The organism is Micromonospora sp. CA-249363 (assembly GCF_050950185.1).
Lineage (GTDB): Bacteria > Actinomycetota > Actinomycetes > Mycobacteriales > Micromonosporaceae > Micromonospora.
The window spans coordinates 5,598,763-5,613,110 of sequence record NZ_CP192020.1; the positions used below are offsets into that span (position 1 = coordinate 5,598,763).

16 protein-coding genes are annotated in these 14,348 nt (G+C 72.7%); 5 read left to right on the forward strand and 11 right to left on the reverse strand.

Annotated elements, in window-relative coordinates:
• Window positions 1-63: 63 nt before the first annotated feature.
• Window positions 64-282, forward strand: a complete 219-nt coding sequence (locus ACQPZK_RS24880; protein WP_007464035.1) for a DUF397 domain-containing protein — start codon at window positions 64-66, stop codon at window positions 280-282.
• 99 nt (window positions 283-381) lie between these two features.
• Here the strand turns inward: ACQPZK_RS24880 and ACQPZK_RS24885 are convergent, their stop codons facing one another.
• Window positions 382-768: a hypothetical protein gene (locus ACQPZK_RS24885; protein WP_433535284.1), complete on the reverse strand. Its 387-nt coding sequence runs from the start codon at window positions 766-768 to the stop codon at window positions 382-384.
• Window positions 769-987: 219 nt separating this feature from the next.
• Here ACQPZK_RS24885 and ACQPZK_RS24890 point away from each other — a divergent pair, with 219 nt between their 5' ends.
• Together ACQPZK_RS24890 and ACQPZK_RS24895 are read left to right on the forward strand one after the other, a co-directional pair.
• A complete protein-coding gene (locus ACQPZK_RS24890) occupies window positions 988-2,217 on the forward strand; it encodes a cytochrome P450 (protein WP_433535285.1) in 1,230 nt (409 codons plus the stop codon).
• 191 nt (window positions 2,218-2,408) lie between these two features.
• Window positions 2,409-3,443 (forward strand): glycosyltransferase, encoded by a 1,035-nt coding sequence (locus tag ACQPZK_RS24895; RefSeq protein WP_433535286.1) that lies wholly within the window; start codon window positions 2,409-2,411, stop codon window positions 3,441-3,443.
• Between the two features lie 99 nt (window positions 3,444-3,542).
• On the opposite strand, the gene ACQPZK_RS24900 is transcribed toward ACQPZK_RS24895, so the two are convergent.
• From ACQPZK_RS24900 to ACQPZK_RS24910, 3 genes are read right to left on the reverse strand one after another with little or no spacing between them, the layout of a single operon-like run.
• The gene (locus ACQPZK_RS24900; protein ID WP_433535287.1) at window positions 3,543-4,193 is read right to left on the reverse strand and encodes a DUF3618 domain-containing protein; all 651 of its coding nucleotides are present in this window, start codon (window positions 4,191-4,193) and stop codon (window positions 3,543-3,545) included.
• Window positions 4,190-4,657: a phage holin family protein gene (locus tag ACQPZK_RS24905; RefSeq protein WP_433535288.1), complete on the reverse strand. Its 468-nt coding sequence runs from the start codon at window positions 4,655-4,657 to the stop codon at window positions 4,190-4,192. The genes ACQPZK_RS24900 and ACQPZK_RS24905 overlap by 4 nt, the downstream gene beginning before the upstream one ends.
• A gap of 31 nt (window positions 4,658-4,688) precedes the next feature.
• Window positions 4,689-5,513, reverse strand: a complete 825-nt coding sequence (locus ACQPZK_RS24910) for a hypothetical protein (RefSeq protein ID WP_433535289.1) — start codon at window positions 5,511-5,513, stop codon at window positions 4,689-4,691.
• Between the two features lie 231 nt (window positions 5,514-5,744).
• Between ACQPZK_RS24910 and ACQPZK_RS24915 the strand changes: the two genes are divergently transcribed.
• Window positions 5,745-6,236 carry a DUF4383 domain-containing protein gene (locus ACQPZK_RS24915; protein ID WP_433535290.1) on the forward strand — a complete coding sequence of 164 codons (492 nt, stop codon included), beginning with the start codon at window positions 5,745-5,747 and terminating at the stop codon, window positions 6,234-6,236.
• 73 nt (window positions 6,237-6,309) lie between these two features.
• On the forward strand, window positions 6,310-6,972 hold the full coding sequence (locus tag ACQPZK_RS24920; RefSeq protein ID WP_433535291.1) for a DUF6766 family protein: 663 nt from the start codon (window positions 6,310-6,312) through the stop codon (window positions 6,970-6,972).
• Window positions 6,973-7,026: 54 nt separating this feature from the next.
• Here the strand turns inward: ACQPZK_RS24920 and ACQPZK_RS24925 are convergent, their stop codons facing one another.
• The 7 genes from ACQPZK_RS24925 to ACQPZK_RS24955 form a co-directional block, all read right to left on the reverse strand.
• Complete coding sequence (locus ACQPZK_RS24925) at window positions 7,027-7,476, reverse strand: GNAT family N-acetyltransferase (RefSeq protein WP_433535292.1); 450 nt, start codon at window positions 7,474-7,476, stop codon at window positions 7,027-7,029.
• 70 nt (window positions 7,477-7,546) lie between these two features.
• Complete coding sequence (gene obgE, locus ACQPZK_RS24930; protein ID WP_433535293.1) at window positions 7,547-9,022, reverse strand: GTPase ObgE; 1,476 nt, start codon at window positions 9,020-9,022, stop codon at window positions 7,547-7,549.
• A 93-nt stretch (window positions 9,023-9,115) separates the two neighbouring features.
• Window positions 9,116-9,370, reverse strand: coding sequence for a 50S ribosomal protein L27 (rpmA, locus tag ACQPZK_RS24935; protein WP_043966727.1), 255 nt, complete (start codon window positions 9,368-9,370; stop codon window positions 9,116-9,118).
• A gap of 11 nt (window positions 9,371-9,381) precedes the next feature.
• Window positions 9,382-9,696, reverse strand: a complete 315-nt coding sequence (gene rplU, locus ACQPZK_RS24940; RefSeq protein ID WP_007464063.1) for a 50S ribosomal protein L21 — start codon at window positions 9,694-9,696, stop codon at window positions 9,382-9,384.
• A gap of 167 nt (window positions 9,697-9,863) precedes the next feature.
• A complete protein-coding gene (locus ACQPZK_RS24945; protein WP_433535294.1) occupies window positions 9,864-10,340 on the reverse strand; it encodes a hypothetical protein in 477 nt (158 codons plus the stop codon).
• Between the two features lie 116 nt (window positions 10,341-10,456).
• A complete protein-coding gene (locus ACQPZK_RS24950; RefSeq protein ID WP_433535295.1) occupies window positions 10,457-13,498 on the reverse strand; it encodes an Rne/Rng family ribonuclease in 3,042 nt (1,013 codons plus the stop codon).
• Between the two features lie 131 nt (window positions 13,499-13,629).
• On the reverse strand, window positions 13,630-14,325 hold the full coding sequence (locus tag ACQPZK_RS24955; protein ID WP_433539304.1) for a TIGR03936 family radical SAM-associated protein: 696 nt from the start codon (window positions 14,323-14,325) through the stop codon (window positions 13,630-13,632).
• Between the last annotated feature and the right edge of the window lie 23 nt (window positions 14,326-14,348).

Here is a 14,348-nt window from a genome sequence, read left to right on the forward strand (position 1 = left end):
ATCCTGCCCGATGGGGATCGGCAGGCGGTCCCCACCTGGCCCCCTGCAGTGGAGGAAAGAACCATGGCGCAGCACCCCAAGGGCGATTTCGACCTCTCCCGCGCGGTCTGGCAACGGGCCGAGGGGGACACCTCCGAGAGCGCGGTCGAGGTCGCCTTCGTCGACGACCTGATCGGGATGCGCAACTCCGCCGAGCCGGAGGGCCCGGTGCTGGTCTTCACGCAGGCCGAGTGGGACGCGTTCGTGGCCGGCGCGCAGGACGGCGAGTTCGACCTCGACTGATCGGCCGTCGGTCGTCGCCCGTGCCGGCGTCCTCGGGAGAGGACACCGGCACGGGTCGCGCCGTCGGGTGCGGGCGCGCGGTGCGACTTGTCACCCGCCCTAGTCGCCGTCGCCCCAGCCCAGACCACCCGGGCCGGGCGCGTGGTGGAAGCCGGGGTGGTCGGCGACGTCGACGCAGCGCTCGCCGTCCGGACCGACCGCGCCGCAGAACAGCCGCTCGGCCCGGTGCCAGGCGTCGGCCGGTGACAGGGCCGCCGCCCCGAGCGCCAACTCCGGGCGGAGCAGGCTCAGCGCCTCCGCGTACGCCACGGCCTGTTCACGCGCGTCGGCCGCGCCCGGCGCGGTGAAGCCCAGGTGCACGGTGAAGAACCGGCGGGGTCGTGCCGGCCGACCGGGCGGACCGATCAGCGGACGCGCGGCCCGGCCCGCGCCCGGCGCCTCGACCGCCCGCCGCTGCCGCCACCGCGGCGACCTGTTGTCGTGCATTCGTCCTCCCCGTGGTCGTGGACACCTCGGCCCGCCGGGGTCGCCCCCGTCGACCGGCCATGCCGGCCGGCGACGGCCCCACCGGTCAGCAAACCAGGTTCCGCCGCCCGTGGGAGGGGCCAGCGGACGCGCTGTCGACGCGGGGATTGCGCGGCGGTCACTCGGGTAGACGTGCCCCGGCGGCGACACGGGCCGCCGCCGGAACCTCCAGGAGGCCCGATGGCGACCATGCCGGACAGCACCCTCGCCCTGCTGCGCGCCGGCTACCGGTTCATCGGAGAACGCTGCGACCGCCTCGGCAGCGACGTCTTCTCGACCCGGATCCTGCTCGCGCCGACCATCTGCCTGCGGGGTCGGCCGGCCGCCGTCCTGTTCTACGACAACGAACGCTTCCAGCGCGAGAGCGCCATGCCGCTGCGGATCCAGCGGACGCTCACCGGTCGGGGCGGCGTGCAGGGGCTGGACGGCGCGGCGCACACCGACCGCAAGGCGATGTTCATGTCGATCATGACGCCGCCGGCGATCGGGCGGCTCGGGCGCCTCTTCGACGCCGAGTGGCAGGCACGGATTCCCGCCTGGGAGGCGGCCGGAGCCGTGCCGCTCTACGACGAGCTGGGCCGGCTGCTGACCCGGGTGGTCTGCGCCTGGGCGGGCGTGCCGCTGGCCACGGCGCAGGTCAACCGCCGGGCCGTCGACCTGCACGCCATGATCGAGGGCCCGGCGGTCGTCGGCCCACGGCACTGGCGGGGCCTGCTCGCCCGCCGCCGCGCCGAACGTTGGATCGGCGACCTCGTCGAACAGACCCGCGTCGGCATCCACCCGGCCCCGGCCGACAGCCCGCTACGGGTCGTCGCCGAGCACCGCGACACGCGCGGGGCGCTGCTCCCCCGCCGGACCGCCGCCGTCGAACTGCTCAACCTGCTGCGTCCCACGGTTGCCGTGGACCGGTACATCGTCTTCGCCGCGCTCGCCCTGCGCGACCATCCGGGCTGGCGGCAACGGGTCCGCGGCGACGACGAGGCCACCGAGCAGTTCGTCCAGGAGGTACGCCGCTACTACCCGTTCTTTCCGATGGCCGCGGCCCGGGTCCGGCGCTCCTTCGACTGGCAGGGCCACCACTTTCCGCAGGGCCGGCGGGTGCTGCTCGACCTCTACGGCACGAACCACCACCCGGCGCTCTGGCCCGAACCGGAACTGTTCCGCCCCGAGCGGTTCGCCGACCGCCGTGTGGACCCGTTCGCGCTGATCGCGCAGGGCGGCGGTGACCACACCACCGGGCACCGCTGCGCCGGCGAGTGGATCACCATCGACCTGATGAAGCGGGCGGTCAGCCACCTGACCGGCGGCATGCGCTACGACGTGCCGCCCCAGGATCTCCGCCTGGACCTGCGCCGCATGCCCGTTCTGCCGCCCAGCCGGATGACCGTCACCAACGTCCGCCGCGCCTGAGTCCGTCCGGACCGGCATGTCCGGGTGTTGACGCCTTGTCCGGGTGTTGACGGCTTGTCTGAGCGTTGACAGCTTGTCCGGGCGTTGAGGCTATGTCCGGGCGTTGACGGCTTGTCCGGGTTTGCGGAGCTGCCCGAGGGGCAGGTGCAGCGGGCGGCCACGCACCGTACCCACCCGCCCAGGAGGCGCCGATGCCCTCTCCGGTCCCCGGTGACGCCCGGCGCGAACCTGGCCCGCCGGCGGCGGCCCTGCCGATGGCGTACGTCCTGCCGCTGCGCTGGCACACCGACGCCGGCCTGGACGAGCTGACCGGCTACCTGCGCCGACTGAGCGGTCTCGTCGACGTGATCGTGGTCGACGGGTCACCACCGGAGCTGTTCGCCCGGCACGCGGCGGCCTGGCGCCCGCTGGTGCGGCACCTTCGGCCCGACCGCGCCCGGCGAGGGCTCAACGGCAAGGTGGTGGGTGTGCACACCGGGGTCGGCGCGGCGTGCCACGAGCACGTGGTGATCGCCGACGACGACGTCCGGTACGACGAGGCCGGGCTCCACGCGGTGCACCGGCTCCTGGACCGGGTCGACCTGGTCCGGCCGCAGAACTACTTCGACCCGCTGCCGTGGCACGCCTGGTGGGACACCGGGCGGACGCTGCTGAACCGTGCCCTCGGCAACGACTACCCCGGCACCCTCGCGGTACGGCGCAGTACGTTCCTCGCCATGGGCGGGTACGACCCCGATGTGCTCTTCGAGAACCTGGAGCTGATCCGTACCGTGCGCGCCCACGGCGGTGTCGAGGCCGCGCCACCCTGGCTGTACGTACGCCGACTGCCGCCGGACGCGGCGCACTTTCGGGGCCAGCGGGTCCGCCAGGCGTACGACGACCTGGCCCAGCCGGCCCGCCTGCTGACCGCGCTGGCGGTCCTTCCCGCGCTGGCCACGGTGGTCGCAGCCCGCCGGCCTCGGCTGCTGCTCGGCATGACGGCCGGCGTCGTCGCCCTGGCCGAGGCGGGTCGCCGCCGCGCCGCAGGCATCACCGTCTTTCCACCGACCACCACGCTGGCCGCCCCGCTCTGGCTCCTCGAACGCGGATTCTGCAGCTGGCTGGCGGTGACCCAGCGCCTGCTGAAAGGCGGAGTCCGCTACGGCAACACCAGAATCCGCACACCAGCCCACCGCCACGAGACTCCCGCGATCTTGCACTTTCTGCTGCGACAAAAGCCGCTCTAGCCGACAGAACGACAACACAAAGTGCAAGATCGCGGGGAGATACGGCGACGGCTCGCAACCACCCGGGGTGGCTGCGAGCCGTCGTTCGCGTTGCTGTCCTTAGGAACTGACCTGCTGGCGGGCCTGCTGTGCCTGGTCCTTGACGTCCTGAGCGGCCGAGCGGCCGTCGTCCTTGACCGCGTGCACCGCGTCCTGGGCGGTGGCCTTCACCGAGTCCGCAGCGTGCTGGGCCGGCTCGCGCAGCTCGTCCTTGAGTTCACTGGCCACCTCGCCCAGCTTCTCCTTGACGACGGCGCTGTGCTCGCCGACCTTCTCCTTGACCTGGGCGGCCGCCTGCTGCTCCCGGCGAGAGGCGGGGATCAGCGAGGAGGCCAGCCAGCCCACGCCGAAGGCGATCAGGCCGGCGGCGAGGGGGTTACCCTGCGACTTCTGCCGGATCACGCGAGGCGCGCTGTGGGCGGCGTCGCTGACCGAGGAGGCCGCCGAGTGCGCGGCGTCGCTGACGCTGGACGCCGCCGACGACGCGCGGTCGCCCACCGAGTGGGCGGCGTGGCCGGTGCCGTGGCCGAGGTCGGAAGCGGTTCCCATGACCTTGTCCCTCACATTCTGCAGCGCGGAGCGAGCCCGCTGCTTGCGGTCGTCGACGATGCGGCTGGGGCTGACCTTGTACGCCAGCGCGTCCACATCGGAGCTGAGGCTGTTGCGGGTGGCTTCGATCTCCCGGCGGATCTGGTCGGGGTCGGTGCTCATCGGGTGACTCCCTCCGGGTGGGGCTTGAGCGCGTCGGGGATCCGCTGCACGCTGTCGTTGGTCTGCCTGAGCCCGCGTACGTGCTGGGCGTTCTTCTTGGCCGCCGAGTAGAGGACGGCGGCGACCACGGCCCAGATCACGGCCACGATCAGCGCGGCGAGGCCGGAGTCCATGACGTTGTCCAGGAACTGCCAGATGGCGATCGACACGAAAAGGGCCACCATGTAGCCGCCGAAGCCGGCGCCGCCGAAGAGGCCCGCGGCCTTGCCGGCCTTCTTGCCCTCCTGGCGGATCTCGGCCTTGGCCAGCTCGACCTCCTGGCGCATCAACGTCGACAGGTCGGTGGTGACCTGACGCATCAGGTCGCCGATCGAGCTGCCCTTCACCTCGGCCGCGGTGTGCGGGGCACCCGCGTCGGGGCGGTATCCGGAGTCCAGTCCGGACCCCTGCGTCGGCATGGTCATGCCGCCGCCTCCCTTCGGATGACTCGGCGCCTCACGGGCGGGGGCTGCCGCTGGACGGCACGCCCGGCAGCGGGTCGGTCTGGGTCACCGGCGGCAGCGGCTGACCGGTGCCGGCCGGCTCGGTGTAGTCGCCCTGACGGGCCGGGTCGCTGTAGCCGCCCGGGGCCGGGTCGGCGTAACCGCCGGGGGTCGGCTCGGTGTAGGTGCCCGGGGTCGGGTCGAGGTAGCCGCCGGCCGGGGTGGCGTCCGCGGCCGTACGGGGCGCCGGCGGCGGCGTGGGGATCACGGCGGTGCGCTCGGGGTCGTACGCCCCCGCGCCGCGGTAACCCGCGGAACCGTTGCCGGAGTCGTCACCGGAGGCCGAGATGCCCTTGGTCAGTCGACCGGCCAGCACACCCAGCACCGCCGCGCCGACCAGGAAGGTGCCCGGGTTGCGTCGCGCGTAGTCGCGTACCTCGTTGATCAGGTCGCCGGGCTGGCGCTCCTCGAGCCAGCCGGCCACGCCGTGCACCCGGTCGGCGGCCTGACGGGCCAGCTCGCTCACCGGACCGGCCTGACCACCCTGCTCGGCCATCGAACGCATCTCGTCGGCGATCGACCGCAGTCCACCGGCCGCGCGGCGCTGCTGCTCACCGGTCTGGCTGGCGAGCTGGCTGCGCGCCTCGCCGTAGAGGTTGCGGGCCTGCCGAACGGCCTCACGGCCGACCTCGGTGCCCTGCTCCTTGGCGGTCTGGGCGACCGCGCCACCGGCGTGCGCCGCCTCGGACCCGACGTGGCGGGCCTGCTCGCGGACGCCGCCGCCGTTGGTGGACTCGTGACCGTACGTGGAAGACGTGGGTGACAGATCGTAAGTCATGGTTTCCCTTCCGCTCGGAAGTGTCGTCGCGGTTGTGCTGGGGGGTGCGGCCGTGTCGCCGTGGCCGCTGACAACTCACCTACCCGGCGTTTTGGCTTCCATACCTGTTCGTGCATTTCTCTGCGCGAGCGTCGGGACGGACTTCAAAATGGAGGATCGTCGGGCTGCGTCACGTCGCCGCTGCGGACAGCGACGTTCGCGGGACCGGGCAGATCCACGAAAGGGGCACCGATGGCACGAGACGCGCGGGGTGGCCGACCGGCCGCGCCCCGACCGCGGGTGCAGGTCGCCGCGCTGGTCGTGGCCGGAATCTTCCTGCTGATCGGTGTCCTCGGCTACATCCCCGGCATCACCACCGACTACGGCGAGCTGACCTTCGCCGGGCACCACTCGGACGCCAAGCTGCTCGGCGTGTTCCAGGTCTCGATCCTGCACAACGCCGTACACCTGCTGTTCGGGTTGGTGGGTCTGGTGCTGGCCCGCAGCGTGGCCGGCGCGCGGGTCTTCCTGGCCGGGGGCGGGGCGATCTACCTCGCCCTCTGGCTGTACGGGCTGGCGATCGAGGCGATCGACGAGGAGGGGGGCGCGAACATCCTGCCCGTCAACGGCGCCGACAACTGGCTGCACCTCGCGCTCGGCTTCGGCATGCTGGCGCTCGGCCTGCTGCTGTCGAACGAGGCCGGGACCGGCGGACGCCTCGACAACCCGATCGACCGGCCCTGAGCTGCCGCTTCGCAGAGTTTGAGAGCGACGGAGGGCGGGGTACGTCACGGGTGGTGATCCGTGGAGGGGGTCGATGATGCCTCGCTGGATACGTGACAACGCGCTCGCCGCCGCGATGCTGGGCGCCTTCGTGGTGTTCCTGGTCCTGCAGAGCGTCTTCGGCTGGCAGACCCACAACGAGGAGCTGGTCGAGTTCGGCGCGGCCCCGCTGAGCTGGCCCTCGTACCTGGCCAGCGGTCACTTCGCCGAGGCCGTCTTCGAGAACTGGGAGTCGGAGTTCCTCCAGATGGGCGGGTACGTGCTGCTCACCGCGTACCTGGTGCAGCGCGGCTCGGCCGAGTCGAAGCCGGTCGACCAGACCGACCGCCCGGAGGACGAAGTGCGGCACGCCACCGCGCGGTCGCCGTGGCCGGTCCGCGCCGGCGGTCTGCCGCTGGTGGTCTACCGCAACAGCCTCTCCATCGCGCTGCTGCTGATCTTCGCCGGCTCGTTCGTCGGGCACCTGCTCGGCGGCACCGCCGCGTACAACGAGGAGCAGGCGTTGCAGAGCGGAGCGCCGCCGATCAGCGCGTGGGACTTCCTCGGCACGAGCGACTTCTGGTTCCAGTCCATGCAGAACTGGCAGAGCGAGTTCCTGGCGGTCGGCGCGCTGATCCTGCTGAGCATCGTGCTGCGCCAGCACGCGTCGCCGGAGTCGAAGCCGGTCACCGTCGCCCACGCCGAGACCGGCGCCTGAGGCCGCCGCGCGGCCGGCCGGACCGCCGCCGGCCGCCGGGTTCGCCGCCAGCCGTCAGGCCGCGACCGGGAGCCGCTTGGCGAAGCAGACGCTGTACGGGTTGCCCACGTACTCGCCGTACACCGGGATCGGTTCGTACCCGCAGGACGTGTACAGGCCGATGGCCGCCGGCAGGTACGTGCCGGTCTCCAGGCAGACCACCGTGTGCCCCTGCCGGAACGCGCACTCCTCGAGAGCGGCGAGCAGTTGCCGGGCGATACCCCTGCCCCGGTACGACGGCCGCACGTACATCCGCTTGATCTCGCCGGTGACGGCGTCGAGCGACTGGAGCCCGCCACAGGCGACCGCCCGACCGCGGACCACCACCGCCAGGTAGCGGATGTCGTCGTGGGTGACGGTGACCTGCCCGTCCAACCCGCCGTCGGCCTCGCGCAGCTCACGCTGCTGGGCGACGACCAGGGCGGCGATCTCGGGATCGATGGCGGGCCGCGACTCGATCAGCATCACCCGACGCTAAGCGGGCTGGATTTCGCGGAGGTTTCCGGCAATCAACCCGATCACGGAGCGCAACCGGCTACTCGGCGTCATCCTCGATGTCGTCGTCGCCCGCGTCCGCGTCGACCTCGTCCGCGCCGATCTCGTCCTCCGGGCGCACCCGGCGGGCCTTGCGCGCGGCGAGCCGCTCCGCCGCCGACGCCCGGGTCGACTTGTCCTCCAGGCGTACGTCGGTGCCCCGGTTACCGGGCACGAACTCCACACCCGCGTAGAGCGTCGGCTGCCAGTCGAACTCGCGCTCACCGATCCGGACCAGGTCACCGGGCTCGGCGCCGGCCTTGGCGAGCTTGTCCTCCACGCCGAGCCGGGCCAGCCGGTCGGCGAGGTAGCCCACGGCCTCGTCGTTGTCGAAGTTGGTCTGCTTGACCCACCGCTCCGGGCGTACGCCGCGCACGGTGAACGACCCGTCCGCCTCGGCCGTGATGGTGAAGCCGGCGTCGTCCACGGCCATCGGCCGGATCACGATCCGGGTCGGCTCGGCCGGCGGCGCGGCCTTACGCTCGGCCTCGACCAGCTCGGCCATCGCGTACGTCAGCTCCTTGAGCCCTTCCCGGGTGGCCGCCGAGACCTCGAACACGCGGTAGCCGCGCTCCTCGAGGTCGGGGCGGACGATCTCGGCAAGGTCCCGGCCGTCCGGCACGTCGACCTTGTTCACGGCCACCAGTCGGGGGCGGTCGGTCAGCCCGCCGTACTGGCTCAGCTCGGCCTCGATCGCGTCGATGTCGGCGACCGGATCGCGACCCGGCTCGAGGGTCGCCGAGTCGATCACGTGCACCAGGACCGCGCAACGCTCGATGTGCCGCAGGAACTCCAGGCCCAGGCCCTTGCCGGTGGCCGCGCCGGGGATCAGGCCCGGCACGTCGGCGACGGTGAAGGTGTGGTTGTCCAGCCGGACCACGCCGAGGTTGGGCACGAGGGTGGTGAACGGGTAGTCGGCGATCTTCGGCTTCGCGGCGGAGATGACCGAGATCAGCGACGACTTGCCGGCCGACGGGAAACCCACCAGGCCCACGTCGGCGACACTCTTGAGCTCCAGCACGATGTCGAGCTGGTCGCCGGGCTCCCCCAGTTCGGCGAAGCCGGGCGCCTTGCGCCGGGCGTTGGCCAGGGAGGCGTTGCCGCGCCCACCACGCCCGCCCCGGGCCACCTCGAAGGTGGTGCCGGCGCCGACCATGTCGGCCAGCACGGTGCCGTCGGTGGTCTGCACGACCGTGCCGTTGGGCACCTTGAGCACCAGGTTGCGACCGTTGGCCCCGTCCCGGTTCGACCCGGCGCCGCCCTTGCCGTTGTCGGCCTTGACGTGCGGGTGGAAGTGGAAGTCGAGCAGCGTGGTCACCTGCGGGTCGACCACCAGCGACACGCTGCCGCCGTGGCCGCCGTTGCCGCCGTCCGGCCCGCCGAAGGGCTTGAACTTCTCGCGGTGGATCGAGACACAACCGTGCCCACCATCGCCGGCCTGCAGATGCAGGACGACCCGGTCAACGAACGTCGCCACGGCGTCAATCCTTCCAGCGAGGGTCGACCCCGCACTTGAAAAAAGCCGAGCGGGCCGGGACCCGGAGGTCCGCGGCCCGCTCAGCGAAGAGAACTACTGCTGCGGAACAATGCTGACGGTCTTGCGACCGCGCTTGGTACCGAACAGGACCGAGCCGGCGGCCAGGGCGAACAGCGTGTCGTCGCCGCCACGGCCGACCAGGTCACCGGGGTGGAACTTGGTGCCACGCTGCCGGATGAGGATCTCACCGGCGCTGACGACCTGACCACCGAAGCGCTTCACGCCGAGTCGCTGGGCCGCGGAGTCACGACCGTTACGCGAGCTGGACGCACCCTTTTTGTGAGCCATTGGAGGACGACCTACTTCCCGCTGGAGATGCCGGTCACCTTGACCTGGGTCAACGGCTGGCGGTGACCCTGGCGCTTGTGGTAGCCGGTCTTGTTCTTGAACTTGTGGATCCGGATCTTCGGGCCCTTGGTGTGCGCGGCGATCTCGCCGGACACCGCGACCTCGGCAAGCTTCGCCGCGTCGGTCACCAGGTCGTCACCGTCGACGAGGAGCACCGCGGTGAGCTTCACCGCGTCACCGGGGGCACCGGTGAGCTTCTCGACCTCGATCACGTCGCCCTCGGCGACCTTGTACTGCTTGCCGCCGGTCTTGACGATCGCGTACATCGGAGGCGGACTCCCTGTCGTTGAGGCTGCTGACTGGTCGTCCCCGCGGCGGCTCGCCGGGTAGCAGTGCACGGCGGCGCGGGCACGCGGGAACTCGGCACACCAAAGGTGGGCCGTAGGCAAGAGTACGCCATCGCGGGTGTGGACCCCAAACCGGCCCGCCCCGGTCACCGGGCGCAGAGCTGGTCGAGCCGCTGTTGGAGCCGGTCCAGCTCGGTCTCGTCGATCGACTCGACGTCGACGCCGAGGGCGGCGACCTCCGTGCCGAGGTCACTGAGCAGCGTCCTGAGCTGCGCGTCGGTGGCCAGGGCCCCCTGCTCGCGCAGCGCGGCCCGCCAGGCGGCCAGCGCCGCCTGCGCCCGGGTCCGGGCCGCGTCGGCCGTCGCGGTGTCACCCGCGCCCGCCGCCGCGACCATCCGGCCCAGCTCCTCGACGTACTCCCGGACGGCGGTGGCCCCGGCCCGCCGCGCCTCGGCGCAGACCCGGGCGTCACCGCCCGCCGCGCCACCGCCCAGCGGCGTGACGACCGGACCCGTCGGCCCGGAACCCGCGGTCGGGCCCGCACCAGCCGAGCGGTCGTCGGAGCAGCCCGCTCCGGCCAGGAGTACGGCTACCAGCAGGGTACGGGCGAGCAGGCGACGCATCTTCTTCTCCTGACCGGGACCGGACGTTCCCGCGTCGGGCTGACCCGAGCGACGAGGTCCCTCCCCCGTCACATTGCCGGGAAGGGGACCTCGTCAAACACCGGGCCGGTCAGGCGTCAGGGGCGGGTCCGCCGACGGGCGCCACCCCGGCGGGAACGACGGCGCCCGGTGCCACCCTCGGCGGCCTCCTCGTCGCCGTCGGCGTCAGCGAGAGCGTCCGGGTCGTCCGCCGCGGCCAGCCGGGCCGACTCACCCCGCAGGCTGTCGGACACCGCCGGAGCGGCCTCCGTCTCCGTCTCGTACCGGGACAGGTCGTACCCCATGGTGTCCTGGTAGTCGTCGTTCGGTTCGGCGTGGTTGTCCGTGTCGACGACCTCGACCACCGCGCGCTCGGCCGGGGCGCTCTTGCGCGCCCGGCGGCGGGAGGACGGCGTGCCGTTCTCCGCGGCCGGGGCGGCCGGCGCCGACGACGCGACGGCCTTGACCTTCTCCGCGGTCCCGCCGTTGCGCGGCTTCTCCGGCACCGGCTCGGTGTGGATGATGACACCCCGACCCTTGCAGCAGTCGCAGGTCTCGCTGAACGCCTCCAGCAGGCCCGCGCCGATCCGCTTGCGGGTCATCTGCACCAGGCCGAGCGAGGTGATCTCGGTGACCTGGTGCTTGGTGCGGTCCCGGCCCAGGCACTCGGTGAGCCGGCGCAGCACCAGCTCCCGGTTCGACTCGAGCACCATGTCGATGAAGTCGATCACCACGATGCCGCCGATGTCCCGCAGCCGGAGCTGGCGGACGATCTCCTCCGCCGCCTCCAGGTTGTTGCGGGTGACCGTCTCCTCCAGGTTGCCGCCGGAGCCGGTGTACTTGCCGGTGTTCACGTCGACGACCGTCATGGCCTCGGTCTTGTCGATCACCAGCGAGCCACCGGACGGCAGGAACACCTTGCGGTCCAGACCCTTGATGATCTGCTCGTCGATCCGGTACTCGGCGAACACGTCGTTCGTGCCGACGTGCCGGCGGACCCGGTCGACCAGGTCCGGGGAGACGTGCGACAGGTACGACTCGACCATGCCGTACGACTGCTCGCCCTCGATGACCAGCTCGCGGAAGTCCTCGTTGAACAGGTCCCGGACCACCCGGATGACCAGGTCGGGCTCCTCGTAGAGCAGCACCGGCGCGCCACCCTCGGCGGCCTTGGCCTGGATGTCCTCCCACTGCGCCTGCAACCGCTTGACGTCGCGGGCCAGCTCGTCCTCGCTGGCGCCCTCGGCGGCCGTCCGGACGATCACGCCGGCGCCGTCCGGGACCAGCTTCTTGAGCACGTCCCGCAGCCGCTTGCGCTCGGTGTCCGGCAGCTTGCGGCTGATCCCGGACGCGTTGCCGTTGGGCACGTAGACCAGGTGCCGGCCGGAGAGCGCGATGTGACTGGTCAGCCGCGCGCCCTTGTGCCCGATCGGGTCCTTGGTGACCTGGACCAGCACCGAGTCGCCGGAGCGCAGCGCCTGCTCGATCGAGCGGGCCCGCCCCTCCAGCCCGGAGGTGTCCCAGTTGACCTCGCCGGCGTAGAGCACCGCGTTGCGGCCCCGCCCGACGTCGACGAACGCCGCCTCCATGCTGGGCAGCACGTTCTGGACCTTGCCCAGGTAGACGTTGCCGGCCATGGTGCCGGAGGAGTTGCGGGTGACGTAGTGCTCGACCAGCACGCCGTCCTCGAGAACCGCGATCTGGGTACGGTCACCGCGCTGCCGGACCGCCATCACCCGGTCCACCGCCTCCCGGCGGGCGAGGAACTCCGACTCGCTGAGGATCGGCGGCCGCGTACGCCGCTGCTCCCGGCCGTCCCGGCGACGCTGGCGCTTGGCCTCCAGCCGGGTCGAGCCGGACACGCCCTGGACCTCGTCCACGGTACGACGAGGTTCGCGGATCTTGACCACGGTCGGCACACCGTCGTCGGCGGCACCCTCGGTGTCACCCGCGCCCCGGCGGCGACGGCGACGGCGACGGCGGGTCATCCCGTCCCCGCCCTCGGACTCCTCGTCCTCGTCGGCCTCGCCCTCGGACTCGGCCTCGGCGGTCTCCTCCTCGGCCTGCGCCGCCTCGTCGGACTCCTCGTCCTCGGACTCGTCGGCGCCGCCCTTGCCCCGGCCCCGACCACGGCGACCACGGCGACGGCGACGGCGCGCGGCGGCGCTGTCCTCGTCGTCCTCGTCCACCTCGGCGACCTCGTCGGTCTCCTCGGTCGGCTCCTCCTCGGCCTCGACGGCCTCGACCGGCTCCACCGGCTCCGCGTCGCGGCGGCCGCGCCGACGGCGGCGGGACGGCTCGGCCTCGACGGCCGGCTCCTCGGCGACGGGGGCGGGCTCCGCCGGGCGACTCACCACTGGCACGGCGTCCGGCTGCGGCGCCATGAACAACACGGTGGGCGCGGAGAGCGCGGCGCGACGACGGCGGGTCTTCGGCGGCTCGGGCTCGACGGCCTCGGCCGGCTCGATCGGCTCGTCGGTGACATTCGCCACGGCGACACCGGGCTCGACGTCGCCGAACGCCTGCTCGGCCGCGCCCGGCGGGGTCTGCGCCTCGTTCAGCTCGGCTTCGGCCTCCCGCAGGTCGGACTCCGCCGGCGTCTCGGCGGCGGACTCGTCGGCCGGGGTGGGCTCGGGCTCGGTGACCGCGGCCGGCTCCTCGGCGGCCGTCTCCGGCTCGACGGCGGCGGCGGGCTCGGGCTGGGTGACGGCGGGCGTCGCCTTCTTGCGCCGGGTGCGGGTCACCTTGACCGGAGGGACGACCTCGGGGGACGCAAGCTCCGCGCTGGCGGCGACCAGCGGCTCCTCGGCGGTCGTCTCGACCGGAGCGGCCTTGCGACGGCGGCGGGGGGTCTTCGGGGGGACGTCGAGGTCACCGGAGATCGGGGCGAAGACCTCCGCCTGCGGCGACTCGACGGCGCCGACCCCACCGGTGGACGCCTCGACGGGCGCCTCGGCCTGCTCCGGCTGGTTGAGCGGGGCGGCTCGACGCCGGGTCGCCCGCGCCCGTCGCGGCGGCGCGGCGGGCTCGGCGCTCTCGGCCGCGGTCTGCTCCGCGCCGGTGGTGCTGTTCTGCTCAGCGGTGTCGGGGGCCGGCTGTGAACCGGTCCGTTCGCCGCCCTCGGGCTCGTTCTCGAGCATGGACGTTCTCCAGTTCTGGCTGCCCCGGGCGCGGGTGAGCGCTGCCACGCAGGGTCGCCGCAAAAGTGTTTCCGCCGGGCGCGCGTGGTGCGCGACCGCCGAAGTCTGCCTGCAAGAGCGCTGACCGTCGGTCAGTGCCCAACGATGGCTGCCCCGCCGCGGTCCGCATCCAACGGATCCACGATCGCACCCTGCGCGGTCAGCGTGCCCTGAGCCAGCCGGGTCACCCTCGGCGAGACCGGCGGCTCCAGGTCGGCCACCACGCGGAGGCCGGAAAGGACGTCATCGGGCCGCACGGACGGGGTGACCTGCCGCACGACCAGTTCGAGTATCGCACACGGTACGGCCGGTACCCCGGAAGGCGTCGGCGTCGGGGGGAGCACATCGATCAACATGACTGCCGCGCGAGCGTCGAAGGTCCGTCGTCCCTGCTTGGTCATCCGCTCGACCAACACCTCGTCGGCGGCGGTGAACGCGTCCACGGCGGCGCGCAGCGTCGTCGCGTCGACCTCGGGCAGCTCGATGCGCCAGTGCGACGCCTCGATCCGGTCGGCCAGGCTGCCCCCCTCGGCGATCACCACCTCCAGCACGTCCAGCCCGGGCGAGAGCGCGGCGTCGAGCGCGGCGCGCAGCGCCTCCGGGTCGACCGGCGCCTGAAGGCCGATCTCCAGGTACTCCGCCTCGCTCGCCACCCCGGTCGGGGCGGCGCTGGCGTAGGAGATCTTCGGGTGCGGGGTGAAGCCCTGGGAGAACGCGATCGGTACGGCGGCACGGCGCAGCGCGCGCTCGAAGGCCCGGGCGAAGTCCCGGTGCGAGGTGAACCGCAGCGGCCCGCGCTTGGCGTACCGGA

Coding starts and splice junctions, on each gene's coding strand:
- ACQPZK_RS24880 (WP_007464035.1), top strand. CDS start 64: ATGGCGCAGCACCCCAAGGGCGATTTCGACCTCTCCCGCGCGGTCTGG.
- ACQPZK_RS24885 (WP_433535284.1), bottom strand. CDS start 768: ATGCACGACAACAGGTCGCCGCGGTGGCGGCAGCGGCGGGCGGTCGAG.
- ACQPZK_RS24890 (WP_433535285.1), top strand. CDS start 988: ATGGCGACCATGCCGGACAGCACCCTCGCCCTGCTGCGCGCCGGCTAC.
- ACQPZK_RS24895 (WP_433535286.1), top strand. CDS start 2,409: ATGCCCTCTCCGGTCCCCGGTGACGCCCGGCGCGAACCTGGCCCGCCG.
- ACQPZK_RS24900 (WP_433535287.1), bottom strand. CDS start 4,193: ATGAGCACCGACCCCGACCAGATCCGCCGGGAGATCGAAGCCACCCGC.
- ACQPZK_RS24905 (WP_433535288.1), bottom strand. CDS start 4,657: ATGACCATGCCGACGCAGGGGTCCGGACTGGACTCCGGATACCGCCCC.
- ACQPZK_RS24910 (WP_433535289.1), bottom strand. CDS start 5,513: ATGACTTACGATCTGTCACCCACGTCTTCCACGTACGGTCACGAGTCC.
- ACQPZK_RS24915 (WP_433535290.1), top strand. CDS start 5,745: ATGGCACGAGACGCGCGGGGTGGCCGACCGGCCGCGCCCCGACCGCGG.
- ACQPZK_RS24920 (WP_433535291.1), top strand. CDS start 6,310: ATGATGCCTCGCTGGATACGTGACAACGCGCTCGCCGCCGCGATGCTG.
- ACQPZK_RS24925 (WP_433535292.1), bottom strand. CDS start 7,476: ATGCTGATCGAGTCGCGGCCCGCCATCGATCCCGAGATCGCCGCCCTG.
- rpmA (WP_043966727.1), bottom strand. CDS start 9,370: ATGGCTCACAAAAAGGGTGCGTCCAGCTCGCGTAACGGTCGTGACTCC.
- rplU (WP_007464063.1), bottom strand. CDS start 9,696: ATGTACGCGATCGTCAAGACCGGCGGCAAGCAGTACAAGGTCGCCGAG.
- ACQPZK_RS24945 (WP_433535294.1), bottom strand. CDS start 10,340: ATGCGTCGCCTGCTCGCCCGTACCCTGCTGGTAGCCGTACTCCTGGCC.
- ACQPZK_RS24950 (WP_433535295.1), bottom strand. CDS start 13,498: ATGCTCGAGAACGAGCCCGAGGGCGGCGAACGGACCGGTTCACAGCCG.